The organism is Paenibacillus sp. GCM10028914 (assembly GCF_042666275.1).
Lineage (GTDB): Bacteria > Bacillota > Bacilli > Paenibacillales > Paenibacillaceae > Paenibacillus_AQ.
Window position 1 is genome coordinate 232,988 of sequence record NZ_JBHTFO010000017.1, and the last position, 15,986, is coordinate 248,973.

General features: G+C 41.3%; 9 protein-coding genes, 1 pseudogene and 1 other annotated feature. Of the genes and pseudogenes, 1 reads left to right on the top strand and 9 read right to left on the bottom strand.

What is annotated here, in order from left to right; translation table 11 throughout:
* Window positions 1–6: 6 nt before the first annotated feature.
* The 3 genes from ACFQV5_RS18610 to ACFQV5_RS18620 form a co-directional block, all read right to left on the bottom strand.
* Window positions 7–3,786 (bottom strand): Ig-like domain-containing protein, encoded by a 3,780-nt coding sequence (locus tag ACFQV5_RS18610; RefSeq protein WP_379248868.1) that lies wholly within the window; start codon window positions 3,784–3,786, stop codon window positions 7–9.
* A 659-nt stretch (window positions 3,787–4,445) separates the two neighbouring features.
* Complete coding sequence (locus ACFQV5_RS18615) at window positions 4,446–5,237, bottom strand: hypothetical protein (RefSeq protein WP_379248869.1); 792 nt, start codon at window positions 5,235–5,237, stop codon at window positions 4,446–4,448.
* Window positions 5,215–5,775 (bottom strand): RNA polymerase sigma factor, encoded by a 561-nt coding sequence (locus ACFQV5_RS18620; protein ID WP_379248870.1) that lies wholly within the window; start codon window positions 5,773–5,775, stop codon window positions 5,215–5,217. Before ACFQV5_RS18620 ends, ACFQV5_RS18615 begins: the two co-directional genes overlap by 23 nt.
* Window positions 5,776–5,952: 177 nt before the next feature.
* Between ACFQV5_RS18620 and ACFQV5_RS18625 the strand changes: the two are divergent.
* Window positions 5,953–6,215, top strand: a pseudogene (locus tag ACFQV5_RS18625) (DinB family protein).
* A gap of 92 nt (window positions 6,216–6,307) precedes the next feature.
* Here ACFQV5_RS18625 and tyrS read toward each other — a convergent pair.
* The 6 genes from tyrS to ACFQV5_RS18655 all read right to left on the bottom strand — a co-directional run bounded on the left by tyrS (window position 6,308) and on the right by ACFQV5_RS18655 (window position 15,975).
* Entirely contained in the window at window positions 6,308–7,567 is a 1,260-nt protein-coding gene (gene tyrS / locus ACFQV5_RS18630) for a tyrosine--tRNA ligase (protein WP_379248871.1), read from the bottom strand.
* A 90-nt stretch (window positions 7,568–7,657) separates the two neighbouring features.
* Window positions 7,658–7,891: a binding site (T-box leader), on the bottom strand.
* Window positions 7,892–7,978: 87 nt separating this feature from the next.
* Window positions 7,979–9,826, bottom strand: coding sequence for a cache domain-containing sensor histidine kinase (locus ACFQV5_RS18635; protein ID WP_379248872.1), 1,848 nt, complete (start codon window positions 9,824–9,826; stop codon window positions 7,979–7,981).
* A gap of 16 nt (window positions 9,827–9,842) precedes the next feature.
* The gene (locus ACFQV5_RS18640) at window positions 9,843–11,417 is read right to left on the bottom strand and encodes a response regulator transcription factor (protein ID WP_379248873.1); all 1,575 of its coding nucleotides are present in this window, start codon (window positions 11,415–11,417) and stop codon (window positions 9,843–9,845) included.
* A gap of 43 nt (window positions 11,418–11,460) precedes the next feature.
* The gene (locus ACFQV5_RS18645; protein ID WP_379248874.1) at window positions 11,461–13,017 is read right to left on the bottom strand and encodes an extracellular solute-binding protein; all 1,557 of its coding nucleotides are present in this window, start codon (window positions 13,015–13,017) and stop codon (window positions 11,461–11,463) included.
* Window positions 13,018–13,345: 328 nt separating this feature from the next.
* On the bottom strand, window positions 13,346–15,043 hold the full coding sequence (locus tag ACFQV5_RS18650; RefSeq protein WP_379248875.1) for an extracellular solute-binding protein: 1,698 nt from the start codon (window positions 15,041–15,043) through the stop codon (window positions 13,346–13,348).
* A gap of 71 nt (window positions 15,044–15,114) precedes the next feature.
* Complete coding sequence (locus ACFQV5_RS18655) at window positions 15,115–15,975, bottom strand: carbohydrate ABC transporter permease (RefSeq protein WP_379249440.1); 861 nt, start codon at window positions 15,973–15,975, stop codon at window positions 15,115–15,117.
* Window positions 15,976–15,986 lie beyond the last annotated feature (11 nt).

A 15,986-nucleotide genomic window follows, 5' to 3' on the forward strand; every position in this document is an offset into this window, starting at 1 on the left:
ATAAAGTCACTGCAAAATTCGGGTAGCCACAGCTGCGAGGTCAGCGATATCAATTTTACCGTCTTTGTTGATATCTGCTTTCTTCACCTGTAACCAATCCGGGCTATCCGTGTTTTTACCATAAGCAGCTGCCACGATAGCCAAATCACCGATCGTTACTTTTCCATCATTATTGAGATCAGGAACAATTTCAGAGGTCTGAGCAGTAACCTTGATACTTAGGTCTGATGGCGCAGCCTCAGATTCCACACCTTCTGCATCGCCAAGAAGAGCTTTGGTGATTGATACCTTCCTCGTAACATCCTTCTCGGTATCTTTCGCTTTAAACGTCAGTTCCACAAGTTGGGCATCGCCTGCAACTGCATTCTCCATTCCTTGGCTGAACAATATCATATGCAGCTTGCCAGCTGTATTCTTGATCGGTTCCAAGATCGAAACATTCTCAAGCAGCGATTCAGCGGATATGAACTCCAATGTATCTGCGTCATAGTCAATTAAGACTTCTTGGGCCAATACAGGCGGCTCGACATGGTTTAAACCATATTGTACTTTGAAGCTGTCTCCCGCCTTGACTGAACTCGGACCTGAAAGATTTGTGGAGAGTACAGTCACCTCATCCCCAATATGGATCGTAACGGTTGCTGTTTCCGATTCTTTCTTGCCGTCGCTAACCTTGAAAGTAAAGGTATCCACACCAACGACTCCGGAATTCGGTGTGTAAGTAAAGGTCCCTTTCTCGGCATCGTCAATCACTACGGTTCCCTTTGCAGCTTCCTTGACAATACTGAATGTTAATGGGTCTTGATCTTCATCGCTGGCACTCATCGTTCCGCTTACAGGTGTATCTATCGGTGTTGTTAATTTCCCGCTCTTCGCGACAGGAGCATGATTTGTTATCTCACCTGGAATGACTTCTGTTCCTTCCGGATACGCTTCATACAACAAAATGGAATGAGCTGGAATCGTAAAGGTGTATGGTGTCCCTGCTTTAAGATGAATATCTGTTCCTTCACTAAGCTTGTTGACCAGTCGATAATTTGCCTTAGCGCCTGGAGGCAACACGAAGTCTGTGCTCACATCTACAGAGATGGTTTGGCTTGTGCTCGAAGGATTTCTAAGCATCAGCACACCTTTGGAAGTCGAATAAGAAGCGATGCCGTAAGCATCTTTCCCTGGATCCCCGCCGATAAAATGGGAGTCTAGTAGTACATTATGGTTTAATTCAGCCCATGCGGAGGCTTCGGCAAGAATATCCCACATTTTATCCGTTGTGTAGTCTTCCGTAGGCCTTATATATAACTCTTGCAGGTTATAACCAGATGCAAAAAATGACCACACCTCATCGGAGAAATCTTTTAAGTTCACCTCTTTTGTCATGTCTAGTAATGGGCCGCTTTCTGTGCCATTCTCATGGCTAACCCACGCTCCTTGGCCGAATCTAGAATGTACGATACCGTGGACCATTAAGGAGTTGAGTGGATAGAACGGATTCTGTTGTAACAAGTCACGGCTTACTTTGTCACGGTAGTTGACCCACTGCTGTCTGATGGACCCAGTTCCTGTCTTGCCCATATCTCCTCCACCGCGCCAGATCGAATCCACATAGAATGTAAAATATGGGGAGGCCCATGATCCAACCGTAGCATTAATAAACACCGATGGATCGTTCTCTCTCATATCTCCTGTCAGCCTCAGGAGTGCATGGAAGTCTTCGATCCCTTCCGTTCGGTCGAATTTGAAATGCTTCGTACCCTCCTGCAGCTGTTTCTTCGTTACCGCATCCTTAAATACGTTATAGTAGTTCGGGCCGCTCATTTTGAAGATTTCTTCGTTGCCGCTCGCTTTAGTCTCGGTAGGAGAGCTCATCTTCTTCCCAATGGCAACTCTAGCCGGTAATTTCTGATAGTATCCGCCCGTCGGACTAAGCCAGAAGCCAAGACTTGCCCCATAATCCTCAGCAGCAGTCTTTAGAACAGATGCTCCATTAGGGAATGTAACCGGATTGAAATCCCAAATCGTTTTTGCGGAAGTGCTGTAATCATCATAGCCATCATCGAACAGGAAATTTTTTAATGGGGCACCTCTCTGCTGGATGAACTTCTCTCCCCACATATTAATCGTTTTTAGAGATTCCTCTTCTGTCATATACGTATCAAAAATCCAACTCAAGTCATACCAGGAATTATAGTGAAGGAAGCTGTAATGTTCATGTGCTCTTTCTCTCTCAATGTAGTACTGGAAGCCTCTGAACTTCTGGTTATATGGATATATTCCGATAACGGAACTTTGCTCAAAGGACTGTCCCTGTAGAGTTTCGTCTCCTCTATCCACGTATGCTTTTGCTACATTGCCCATAACACTGACCTTAGCCACAGGTGTTTGCTGTGCGAAGAAAACCTTGCCTGCAAAGAATGGTGAACCATCCACAGCACCCGCTTTTTCAACCCCTGTTGCCGTGATGTCTATAAGTTTAACCTTCGTCACATTCCAATTCCCTGAAGCCGCCGTGTAAGATACATCCTGAATCATGTAATTGGAGCCATCCCGAAGCGTAGCACTCCAGTTCAACGTCAGCGTCTTACCTTGGTCTGTATAGGTAAAAGGTACACTTAATTGCCAGCCATCATCACGATCAGATACCTTCATGCTGCTTGTCTTTCCAGTAATTCGCGTTAACGTTGGTGCCCCAGCAGTCATATCGGTGTCGATCAGATTTGCCGCTCCTGAAAATTCTAGTGAAAATAGTTCCCCCGCTTTAATCGGATTAACGTCCCCTTCTAACTTGTTGCGGAATTCAGCAAGGGTCAGATTGTTCTCGGACAACTGAAACTTGGCCGAGAGTATAGAATTGCTTAACTCATATACACCTTCTTCTGGATTCGTCCCCTGTGCCGATCCTGGATCAGGTCCCATAAACCTTGAACCAACGGTAACAGGCGCGAGTGTCGTACCGCTAAAAGGTTCACTCCACTCACTTGTCCCTAAGAAGTTCTTGGCTCTAACTCTGTAAGTATGGGTGGTTTCAGGGGATAGCCCTTCTTGTCCAAAAGGCATATTTACATCGGATATCTCTTGACCATCTACCTCAATATCATAGCTCGAAGCTCCTTCGGGTACATTCCAACTCGCATTGATTCGTGAAGTCCCCATTGGATATGCATATCCAGTAGGTGTTGCTGGAGCTTCCGTTGGAGGTAGTTCTGCCCCCATCACTTCAACTTCAACAAAATGATTATTCGTGTTGGCCGTGCTCCCGCCGGAGTAAACCCTTACATACTTCGCATTTACAGGAACGAAGCTAACACTCTTTCCTGTGCTTGTTTCCTTATATTCAGCATCTTTTCCGATACCGAATCCCGCACTATTATTCGTGTCGTTATTAAATACAGTCGTGACTTCGCCTGAGAAATCAGATGTGTTCGATAACCTCACAATCAGATCACGGTACGTTCTGTCGTCACTCCAATAACGCCATATGTTTACAGCTGAAACGTCAAAGCTTTTACCAAGATCAATCTGTATCCACTGCAGCCCGCTTCCATTTGGGTAGTCTTCGGAGTAGGCATTCGTATTGTTCTTAACACCGTCATTAATGACCCCCATATTGGAAAATGCAACACTGCTTGTAATCTTCTTACCAGGCGCTAGATTCTTAATTGAAGTTTTCGTAGATAGATTGGTTGAATCGGCATTAGTAACATGAGGAAAAGCTCCAATTGATGATAGAATCATAAGTACAGTCATTACAATTGCAAAATACTTTTTTTGTTTTCCTTTTCTTTTCATTAACTACCCCCCTAAAATAATCTTACTTTCTGTATGCCTCAATATTTCGTAGTTCTGATGGATGTATTCTTTTTACTTTTTCATTATATGAACCGTGAAAACGCAATCAGATGATCTATTTTGATGTGAAGTTGATACTTTTTGTTCTATATAAACTTCTTTTTTCCACAAAAAAATACACCTGAATTAAAACAAATTAGGGTGAATATATGGTAGCGCCTTTTGTTTCTTACCATCCAGTTATAATAAATATGTAAACAAATCTCTAATGAAGAATTGTTACGTAATCGAATTGGTGGGGCCATGGATGCGCTAAAGAAGGCTTACGTTAAGAATCCCGGCGCATCCCCTCTTCTACAAAGCGACAGAGGCTTTCAATACACGTCTCATGAGTACAACCGACTTCATGTGAAGAATGGATTTAAAAAAATCATGTCTCGTGTGAGCCGATGTTTGGACAACCAACCTATTGAGAAATTTTGGGGTACTTACAAATCAGAAAGTTATTATCTTACAAAGCATGCACTTATGAAGTTGTCCTCGTGTTTAGGTGGTTTGTCACCAAATGAATATCGACGAACTGCATAATGAAAAAAACCTCAGCTCGGTTTAACCGAACTGAGGAAAATAGAAGAACTACTTTTGGGACAGCCCCTTTGTTATTGAGAGATATAACCTTCCATAATTCCCACCAGACTCTCCTTAGATACATTTCCTATAATTTGAAGTTCGATGACTGTTTTATCAGAATTCAGGACGCTTAAGTTAATGGTTTTCTCATATCCTCCATCAGAATATATAGCTAAAACATGGTCAGTATTTTTAATGACTTCCCAATTGCCAATATAATCATTGGATAACACTAATGATCCCTGAGCCGCCTTGGAAGCATCAGAATTCTCACTTTGAATGGCTATGACCCACTGATCTTGTTGTCTATAAAAATCAATAATGGATGGTGTATACTTTATCTCAACCGTACTAGTAAGCCTTCCGGTTTGAATTTTACTTTCAGGGATATTGAGGTTAATCTGCCCTGCAATCCGATCTTCCAAAGGAATGATTGTTGCCCTATTCGTAAGAAATTTAAAACCCAAGTCATTATTGTCAACATCTAATGGATACTGTTCTTTAACAGTACCGGGTTGCTGTAACCATTGTTCCATTCTTTCAATTGAATCGATTGGGTTCTTCTTCTCCGGACTTTTTTGTGTTAGTGAAATTAATATCCCATTCCAATGATTTGGAAATGCATAGACCGCTCCAGCAGAAATCGTTGTAATAAAGAATATAATGGACGCAACGAATACAACTGCTTTTTGCCGTTTTTTAGGAATAACTCTGTTCATTTGCATAGCATTTATTTTATGCATTACCGCTCTTGATAGATCTACCCTATCCAGCTTATCCAAATCATTAACTAATTCATTAAATTTTGATTTTTCGTTCATTTAATTGCCCCCCTACTATTTGGTTTTCTTTTGTATTGATTTTATTTTTTAATCGTTCAAACTTTTTCCGGACAGTCGAGGTACGGATGTTTAAAATATTTGAAATTTCGACAAAGGTATATCTCTCCACCGTATGAAGAATAAGTATGGTCTTTTCGATCTCAGAAAGCATTTTATAATCTTCTACTAGACAGCTTTTTTGAAGTAAGTACTCTTTTTCAGCGCTAGATTCATGCTCCATTGGCCATCTTGCGAGATTCAATAACACCTCTTTCCAGTTCGCTCTTTTTCTCAACATGGTTCTACAGTGATTTAAAGCAATCGTATACAGCCACCCCGAAAAAGATTTATCGTACCGAAATGTATGAAGTTGAAAAAAAGCTTTAATAAACGTTTCTTGTACAGCATCCTCAGCTTCCTGCTTGTTCCCTAATAAGAAAAAACAGTATTTGTAGATTTGATTCTCGTAACGTTTAATAATAGACTCAAACGCACTACTATTACCTTCGATGACCTCTTTTATCTCCTTATCAATCATATCAATCTCACTCTCCTCCTTTCTCGTATATATAACGAATAACAACGACGAATCGTGACAAAATGATCTATAACACTCTTATCATTAGTTGCGCTTTTCAAAATATCGGCTATATTAAACTACATTACTGATAAAGTAAGGAGTGACTATGTTGAAAAGTTATTTCATTATAACTGGATGGTAAGAGAATGAATGGTTTGACTATGCAAACAGATCCCTACTGAAGAATTATTACGTAAACGAATTTGTTGGTGCAGGCAGAATTCTTCATACACTTTTCCATATCTCAGATGTGGAATATAGCTGGATTCGAGGAATACAAGGGTCATGTCATTGCTCACGAAATTCATCATATAGGTCAGCTGTCCATATGGGCTAGAGAGATTGGGATTCAACCCATTTCAGCAAATGTAATTGATAGAGGCTTATTTACAATGTAAATGACGACAAAAAAGCACGCATCGATTAATTATCGACACGTGCTGGCAATTATATTATTATCTTTCTGCTTGATCATCCTACAGCTTTTATTCTATACCATTTTCACCAAGCTGTAGTTTTTCTTACCTTTACGGATGATGATAAAGCGGCCGCCAATGGCTTCGCTAGCTGTCACTTCAAAGCTCACGTCTGTAACGCGCTCACCATTCATCGAGATTGCGCCTTTAGTAATATCCTCACGCGCTTGACGCTTGGATGGCTCAATACCGAGATCTACAAGCCAGTCCACAATATTCTTCGATTCTTGCGTTGCCTCGAATGTTGGCATTTCTTTGAAACCCTGCTCGATCTCATCAGCAGTTAACGACTTAATATCGCCACTGAACAATGCTGCAGTAATACGCTTAGCCTGCTCCAACATTTCCTCACCATGCACGAATCTTGTCATTTCCTCAGCCAGCGCTTTTTGCGCTTCACGTTTATGTGGTTCTGTCTGCACTTTTTCTGCCAACGAATCAATTTGCTCTTTGGATAGGAATGTGAAGTACTTCAAGTATTTCACAACGTCACGGTCGTCGGTGTTCGCCCAGAACTGGTAGAACTCGAATGGCGTTGTTTTTTTCGGATCGAGCCAGATCGCTCCACCGGCTGTTTTACCAAACTTCGTACCGTCAGCTTTCAGCATCAACGGAATCGTAAGACCGAAGGCTTTTGCTTCAGGACCTTCTTTTTTCCGGATCAGATCGAGACCGCTTGTAATATTCCCCCATTGATCAGAGCCGCCAATTTGCAATTGGACATCCTCATTCTGGTACAGATGCAGGTAGTCAAGCGACTGCAGGATTTGGTATGAGAATTCAGTAAAGGAAATACCGCTATCCAGTCTGCTCGCCACAACATCCTTTGCCAGCATCGAATTGAGATTAAAGTTCTTGCCGTAGTCACGCAGGAATTCGATCACATTAATTTTGTGTGTCCAATCATAGTTATTCACCATGCGGATTTGATTGTCGCCTTCTGTAACAAAGAGCTTTTTCATTTGTTCAGTCAATGCATCCACGTTCGCTTGAACCTGCTCCAAGGTTTGAAGTGAACGCTCAGAAGAACGACCACTTGGATCACCAATCGTGCCTGTTGCTCCGCCAATCAGAATAACAGGACGGTGGCCTGCTAGCTGAAAACGTTTCAGTACCATGAATGGAATCAAGTGACCAATATGCATACTGTCACCTGTTGGATCTACACCGCAGTACAAGGAGACTGCTTTCTTATTCGTTAACTCCCTTAGTCCTTCTGCATCCGTTTGTTGATTGATGGCATCGCGCCATTCCAGCTCATCGATAATATTCATAGCCATAACACTCCCTCAATGTTTACATATTCTTATAACGAGAAATGAAGTTCTCGGGAAAACAAAAAACGCCCCTATGTCTATTGTAGACATAGGGACGATTGATCAACCGTGTTACCACCCAGATTGCACAAATGGAACTCACACTTACCCTCGTACCATTCATACCACTCTTAAGACGAGTTATCGTTCGTCAGTTCCGCTCGGCATTACCCGAGATACTCCAGAGTGTAATTCGCTTACTTTGCATGTACCGGGTCTCATCAACCCCCGGCTTTCTGGAACAGAGACAAAGTTGCTACTGGGCTCTTTCAACGTATATTGCATATCAGATTACAGACAGTATAGTGAAATCGTATTTTCTTGTCAACCCATGTAATTTTGCAACTCTTCAATTTAGACAGGTTTATATTAATACTCATTAGACCTTTCATCATTGTCCAAAAACAATCTGCGTTTTCTTGCCGGAATTCGGATCGTAACCGAAGTACCAATACCCACTCGGCTAAAAAATGACACCCCATATTTCTCACCATATTGAAGCTGAACACGTTGATGAATATTTCGAATCCCAAATCCGGTCTCGCTATCGCTCGAAGCATTTAATATCTCTGCGATGCTTTCCTGCCTTACTCCCATACCATCATCAATGATTTGATATACGATCTGGTCCTTCTCTAATCTTGCGACGATCCGAATATGAATGCGATTCCCGCCACTCCAGGCATGTTTAAGCACATTTTCGACGAATGGCTGGAGAATTAACTTAATCGTTTCGTATTTCCAGACCTCAACATCGATATCAAAGGTTACTTCAAGCCGATCACCGTATTTTACTTTTTGGATATCCAGGTAGGCATTAGCCTGTTCAACCTCTGACGAGACAGGAATTAATGTTCTTCCAGAGTTAAGGGTTAGTCGGTAAAACTTCGCTAGCTCGACAACCATTTTCTGCAGCTTCTCATTTTCTCCAAACTTGGCCAGCTGATTGATGGATGAAAGGGTGTTATACAGAAAGTGAGGATTAATCTGAGTCTGGAGCATTTCCAGTTCCGCTTCCTTCTTCTCGAGTTCTGTTAAGTATACTTTTTCGATCAATAGTTCAAAATCTTCGCCCATGTTGTTTAGTGCAGTCGCAATTTGGGAAAATTCATCCTTCCCTTTATATGCGATACGTTTATGTAAGTCCCCTTCACGAAATGAGTTCAGGATGGAAACAAATTTTGTAATCCTCTTGGAAAAATACCCGGAAATATATATGCCTGTAAATGTGAAAATAACGAAACAAAATATGCATATTACAATAATAAATGTGCGGACACGTTCTGCTTCTTGCTTAATAATTGTTAACGGAACATGAGCTACAATAGTCCACTCTTGCTGAGGCATATACTCTTTGAGTGTCAAGTATTCACCTTCCGGATAGGAATTGTCTATGGAATCCATGGATGCAAATGTGCTTAGATTTGTCTTGTTTTCCTTGGTTCCCTGTTGAATCTGGCGATCGGATGCATAAATAACTCGCCCCATTCGGTCCTGAACGAATAACATTGATCCTTCACCCAGCTTACGATAATCTACACTTTCAAACAATTCATCGATATTCACACTGAACCTCATTATGCCTAATTCCGTAACGTTAATCGGATCTTGCAAATCTATAATTCTTCGAATCATGGATATGCGATTGCTTTCTCCATCATCCTCTATTTCCTCCCATTGCTTCGTAATACCGTATTCCTCATTCGGGAGCAACTGATACCATGACTTATTCTTAATTCGCTCCATATGATAAATATTAAATGTTTGTTGATTCGAATATACGGATCCTGGTTTGTAATTATAATAAATCTCCGAGATATTATTATTCTTCAAATACAAATAAAGACGAAGATTGATCCCTATTGACTTCGATGCGCTTTCGAGCTTCGGTATAAGAACCCTTTTTACGCGAAAATGTTTATCCTGTATATTTGTATATCGCAGTTTTAAGTTCTCAACAAGCTGTTCATCATCATACAGGGTGGTAGAAATTCGGACCATATCATCTGTCTTATAAGCTATATTATCTCGAATCTGAGCAAGGGTGTTCTGTATATTCTCACTCGTCTGTTTACGCATAGAAGAGTCGTACATGGAATGGGAAACATATCCGTTAATCGTAACCAAAAAAATAATAAACACGAGATAGGACATCATTAGTTTATACCCAATCGGTATATAACCACGTTGCTTTCTTTTCATCCAAGCCAATCTCATCCTTTGCCTCCATCAACTACTGCACTTTCTTCCGATATTCTAGCGGAGTCATGCCAAACTTTTCTTTGAACTGCCTGCTAAAATAAGGCAAGTGGCGATAGCCTACCTTATCTGAGATCTCATAAATTTTCATCCCTGGTATCTTCAGAAGCTCGCAGGCTCTCTCCATACGAAGCTGTACAAGCAACTCATTGAATGTATAGCCTGACTTCTCCCTTACTAGAAACCCAAAATAACTAGGAGAAAAAGAGAAGTTCTGGGCGATATCCTTGATTGTAATGTTTTCTCTCATCCGCTCTTTAATCGTTTTCATCACATTGCGTATAAATTGGCTGTCATTTGTACCATTCTTCAGGTGTAGCTTTTCCGAAATTTCAAATACACGGTATAGTAACCATCTTCGGATATCATTGATCGTTTCAAATTGAAGCAAAATATCAAGTTTACGAATATCGATATCAAGCAGGTCGAATAGATCCTCGTTTATGGTGCTTAAATATTGATCCAATTTCCAGATAAAAAAACTAGTTAAATTCTGAACTGTGAACTTGGAACGAAAACTTGTAACAGAAGCGAACAGATTCTCCAATTCGTCATGAATTTGGACAAGTTCATAATCTTTAACTGCACTCATCAATGCGTTCATGCGCGCATTCAACATGCGGAAGTCCAACATAGCAGGCTCAACGCCTATATCTTCAAATTTAATAACGCCTCCCTTGCCGAGAAACATCTTCCCTTCAACGGCTTGGACTGCCTGCAAATACGATTCATAAAGTTGTTCTGACCCATGAACTGCCGACCCTAGGCCGGTTGTGACCGTAATAGACAGTCGCCTTTGAGCAGAGTCCAGCAATCGTGTGATTTGGTCTTCTATTCCTTCTGCTTCCAGTAATAGGGCAACTCGATGGGAACTCAGCTTGCAATACGGAACGATACCTCCTCGACTTATAACTTCATGAAGTTGCTTCATAAATGTCCTTGTTCCTTCATGCCGAGATGGAGATCTGTCATTTAACCTTGATATCAGATCTAGCTCCATAACCGCTACGCGAATAGGCCACTTTAGTCGATGTAGTTCATGAGTTTTCATCAATTTCTCCATATACTCTCGATCCGTCGTATCTTCGCCTTCGAAAAGACGCAGAAGCATATCACTTTTGGCAATTGGAATCATATCCTGATAGGCCTCTTCAACTTCACGCAGTTTAAGCTCTTCATCTAAATCCTGTTTCACTTTCATGAGCGAAGCGATGAGTTCACTATCCTCCATAGGTTTGAGAACATAGCTGTAAGCTTTTAGAGATAATGCTTGCTGTACATAGCTGAATTCTTGGTAGCCACTCACAAATATGATCCTTATCTTCGGCTTTCGCTGCAGTGCAATACGTGCTAACTCTAGCCCCGACATATAAGGCATATTCACATCACTTACAAGAATATCAATGGAATGCTGATCTAGCACTTCACAGGCTGACAGCGCATTGTTAACGCACCCCTTTACCTCCATGCCCAGTTCAGACCACGGAATAAATCTCTTCATTCCTTCCAGATCAAGTTCTTCATCATCCACCAACAACACATTGTACATAGCTTCTCCCCCCCATGCAGCATCCCTGATAAATGTTAATTGCTTATTCGTCGTTCAGGACTTTCATATTTTCCTGCCATCTTACTGTGATATAGTCCAAATATTTCTGAAATCCAGCCTCCATGGAAACCCTATGTGCTTCGTCGAGTATAGCAAGGACCTCCTCATCGGTCTGACCGAACAACGCTTGCTCTCGCGCATCAATCCAGATTTCCTGTATGATACGCATAATTTGTCCCTCTCTCGAGTTCGATGCAGGCTGAATGTTAATGAATGGTGTAGCATCGCCTTGAGACTTCCAAGTCACCTTCTGCTGCCAATAGGTCGCCCAGTTCCGTTGTTCCTCAGGCAAAGTGCTCTCATACTTACTTTTGGTTTGATCCAAATAGACTGTATTTCCAACCCAAATCATCTCCCCAGCAATCGCTTGGATTTTTGCTAATCCTGCTCGATCAGAGCTGTAATTGGAAGTGAAATTTGGAGTTATACCATCTTGTGAAAAACCATTCCAATATCCTTCAGGCCCCGGCGGCCCCCACATTTGCACTGCAGAGCCTTCCGGTCCTGTCATCCAATCTAACATCGCAAAGATCGCTTCCGGTTTTTTCGCACTTGTCGTTATGGCCGCCACGTTCCAACCAAGAATATTGTAGGTGCCTGGATAAATCTTTGAAGGATCCAGGCCCTTCTTATAAATGGGGTCGATAAACATATATCCATCGTCTGGATTGATCTTTCGCTGCTCTGCATCAGCCGGCATAACATTGATCATCGGGTTGGCACTTGCGTAAATTGCCACCTCTCCATTTGTCAATTTTTCATTAACTTGATCCTCTGTCTGTATGGTGGCCTCTGCCGGAATAAGCCCTTCACGCATAAGCCTAGCAACATAAACAGCCGATTCCCTGAAGGCTTCATCCTTATAAATCGATGTCATACGGCCGTCTTCCGGAACCGCATACAAGCGTGTAAATCCATAGTTATCTTCCTTGAATGCAGAGAACAGCTGATCTATACCATGACCATCCTTGGCTTGCCCCGTCTCGAAAGGAACAACATTAGGATAATTGGCTTTAACCATTGTCAAGTAATCATACAAATCTTCGGTTGTCTCTAATTTCGGATACCCCAGTTCCCGGTAGATTTTTTTATTGATTACAAAACCAGCGTTACCATAAGGTCTGTTCGTATAATAATTAGGAAAATAATATATTTTACCATCCGGAGCCCGGAGTAAATCGAGCACTTTATTCCCTGCCCAATGTTTTAAATTCGGATATTTCTCTATGTATTCATCCAATGGTAGCAGCAAGCCCTCTTCACGCATTCGTTGCAGATCAAAACCTCTGTCACCCCAAATCACATCAGGCAGCTGCTTACTAGAGATCATCTTCTGTAACTTCAATTTCGCATTTCCATCTGAGCTTATTCCGTTAATATGTATATTTAATGTGTCTCGAATCCATTTCGATGAAGGATCAGCCCCCCACTGCGGCATCGTGTAAGAATCATAGTGACCATAAAAAGTTAGTTCAAGCGGCTCCTCTTTAAATCGATATAATTTCTGTTCTTCTTTTACATGTAAAGCAACCTTGTTCACAGATGTATCTTCCTTATTATTTGAATATGATGTCGAACTGCACCCAGCAAGCAAAAATAATAGGAGTCCAATCAAAAGTAGATGTAGAAACCTCTCTTTCATTTCATACATGCCTTGCGCCCCCTGACAATTTGCTTAGAGACAAGCATTTTTGTCAAATTATAACAATCATTAGTTGAAAACACACGAGATATTTTTTGTTTGTTGTCCATTACTCAGGTTAGGGTCAATTACATCGTTTGACACTGACCCGAGTAATGGAGAGAATCCACCCCTGGGGAATTATTGATAATTCCTTCGAGATGGATTCGATAAAACTATAGAACGATTACTCTATTCCTAGCAACTCTTTATTTTTGAGCCATTGCTCAGTACGCCATTCAAGAAGCTCATTATATCCAAGCGCTACAGCGTCTGCTTCTGCTTTATCCAGAATTCTGTCCACATCTTCATCGCTCTTTGCTGTTCCAGAAGCAGATAATGCTTGCTGATAGACATCAATGATGTTTACACTGATATCTGCGAGTTCCGTCCCTGCATCTGGTGTCAGATTGGTTCCCAGCGCTGTATGATCATTATGCGTTTTCCAAGTAACGGATTCTTGATATCGAGTGCTCCACCCTTTTTTCTCAAAAGGTTTATCCGACTCATACTTCTTTTTAACAGGGTCGATATAACCAGCGTTGGCTGCAATAATAACTCTATCATTGGCAGATTCAAACTCTGAAACTTTAATCGCATCATACGCATCTGTAAAGATTGGTTGATCATTCTCATCTAAGCCCTCCCAGTACAAGCCTTCAGGACCATAGTACGTTGTGGTCATGCCTTCTGGACCTGTCATCCAATCCAAGAATGCGAAGATCTTCTCTGGCTCTTTAGCAGCTGTCGTAATCACGCTAACGTTCCAACCCAATTGATCATAACTTCCAGGGAATATTTTATTTTTATCCAATCCAGCTTTATGGATCGGCCATGTTACGAAATAGCCTGCATCCGGATCTTCTTTAGATAGATTCGCATCTGCTCTGGATGAAACGGCCATTGGACTCGCGCCTGCAAAGATAGCTACCTTACCATTCATTACTCTTTCATGGACTAATTCTCGTGTTGTTGTAAACATATCTTGATTAATTAATTTCTCACGATAAAGCTTAGAGACAAATTTCTGAGATTCGCGGAACGTTGGATCAGTAAATAAGGAGGCCAGCTTGTTGTTATCGTAGTCAATAACGGCCAGTGTGTTCGAGTTAAGCGATCTGTAATACGCATTTTCTTGGAAGCCCGTATAGAGCATACCAACCCCTTGTGCATCTAGTGCACGTTCTGGGTCAAAAGGAACAACCTCATCTCCATACTTTTCTTTAACTTTAACGAGGTAATCATATAAATCATCCATGGTTTCCAAAGGCGGTGAACCTAATTCTTTGTATATCTTCTTATTCACGACATAACCAGCACTACCATTAGGTGTCTTTGTGTAATAATTCGGAAATTGATACAACTTGCCATCCGGTGAACGAAGCAGATCTGCGGCCTCCGAACTTAACCACTTCTTTAAATTCGGGTACTTTTCCATATAGTCATCTAAAGCAACAAGTTTACCTGCTTTAATGAGCTTCAGAAAATCCCGATGGTTTCGATCTCCATACATGAGATCAGGGAGCTTATTGTCCGCCATCATTGTGGCCACTAATTGGTCATTGTTTCCACTAGCAAGGATTGATGTAATATTCACTTTCTTGTTTTCCTTTAAATACTTCCAGAGAGGGGCGTCCTCCATCTTCTCCGGGAAATCCTGCCAACTATAGTGAGTAAATGCTGTTAAATTCAACTCACTCGAACCAAATTCCCAAATATCTGCCGGCTTCTCATCTTCTGGTTTCTTATCCGTATTCGAGCTGTTAGGTGTGGAAGAATTCTGTTCCTTCTCTGGAGAACTCGCAGATTTGGTGCAGCCTGCAAGTACCGTCGTCAGAAGGAATAATGCTGTAATCATCAATAGTAGTGCTTTTCTTTTTTTCACTCCATTATTTCCCCTCTCAAAAATATGATTTATGTCTAAAGCGCACAGCGCCTCAAACCGTAGAAAACGTACTACTCTTTCAAGGAACCAACCATTACACCTTTAACAAAATATTTCTGAACAAAAGGATACACAGCGATGATAGGCAGTGAGACAACCATAATGGTTGCGCTAATGAGTGATTTGGAGGTTATGTTCCTCTTGTCCAGTCTCTCCTGCGCCAAACTGTCAGCTCCGATTGCTTCATTAAGCAGATTGGCATTCAGTATTCGACGAAGTATCGTTTGAATCGGCATCAAGTCGTGATTTGTTATGTAAATTGTCGGGACAAACCAATCATTCCAGTGTGAAATTGCAGTGAACAAACCGAGTGTCGCAATAACAGGACCCGAGAGCGGAAGGACGATTTTAAGAAACACTCCCCAGTTACTGCACCCATCAATCTGTGCTGACTCTTCAAGACCATTAGGCAGACTCTTAAAGAACGTCCGAAAAACAATCATATTCCACACGCTGATCAGTCCAGGAATAATAAATACGAGAAAATTATTCATCAAGCCTAAAGATTTGATAAGCAAGAATGTAGGAATTAATCCCCCGCCAAAATACATCGTGAATATAAAAAACACGGTGAAAAATTTCCGACCTATCAACTGTGATTTACTCATTCCATAGGCTAGCAATGATGTCATAAAAATGGCAGTAATCGTGCCAATTACGGTTCGAAGTATACTGATCCCAAAGGCTTGAAGTAACCGTTCATTATTAAAGACAATCTCATAATTACTCCATGTAAATTCTCTAGGCCAGAACGTTACACCACCTTTAGAGGTATCAAGTCCTTCATTTAATGAGACAACGAGCGTGTTCCAAAACGGATATAGAGCAGAGAAGGATAATAAAATCAGGAACAAGTAAATAAATACAATCATGAAGCGGTCAC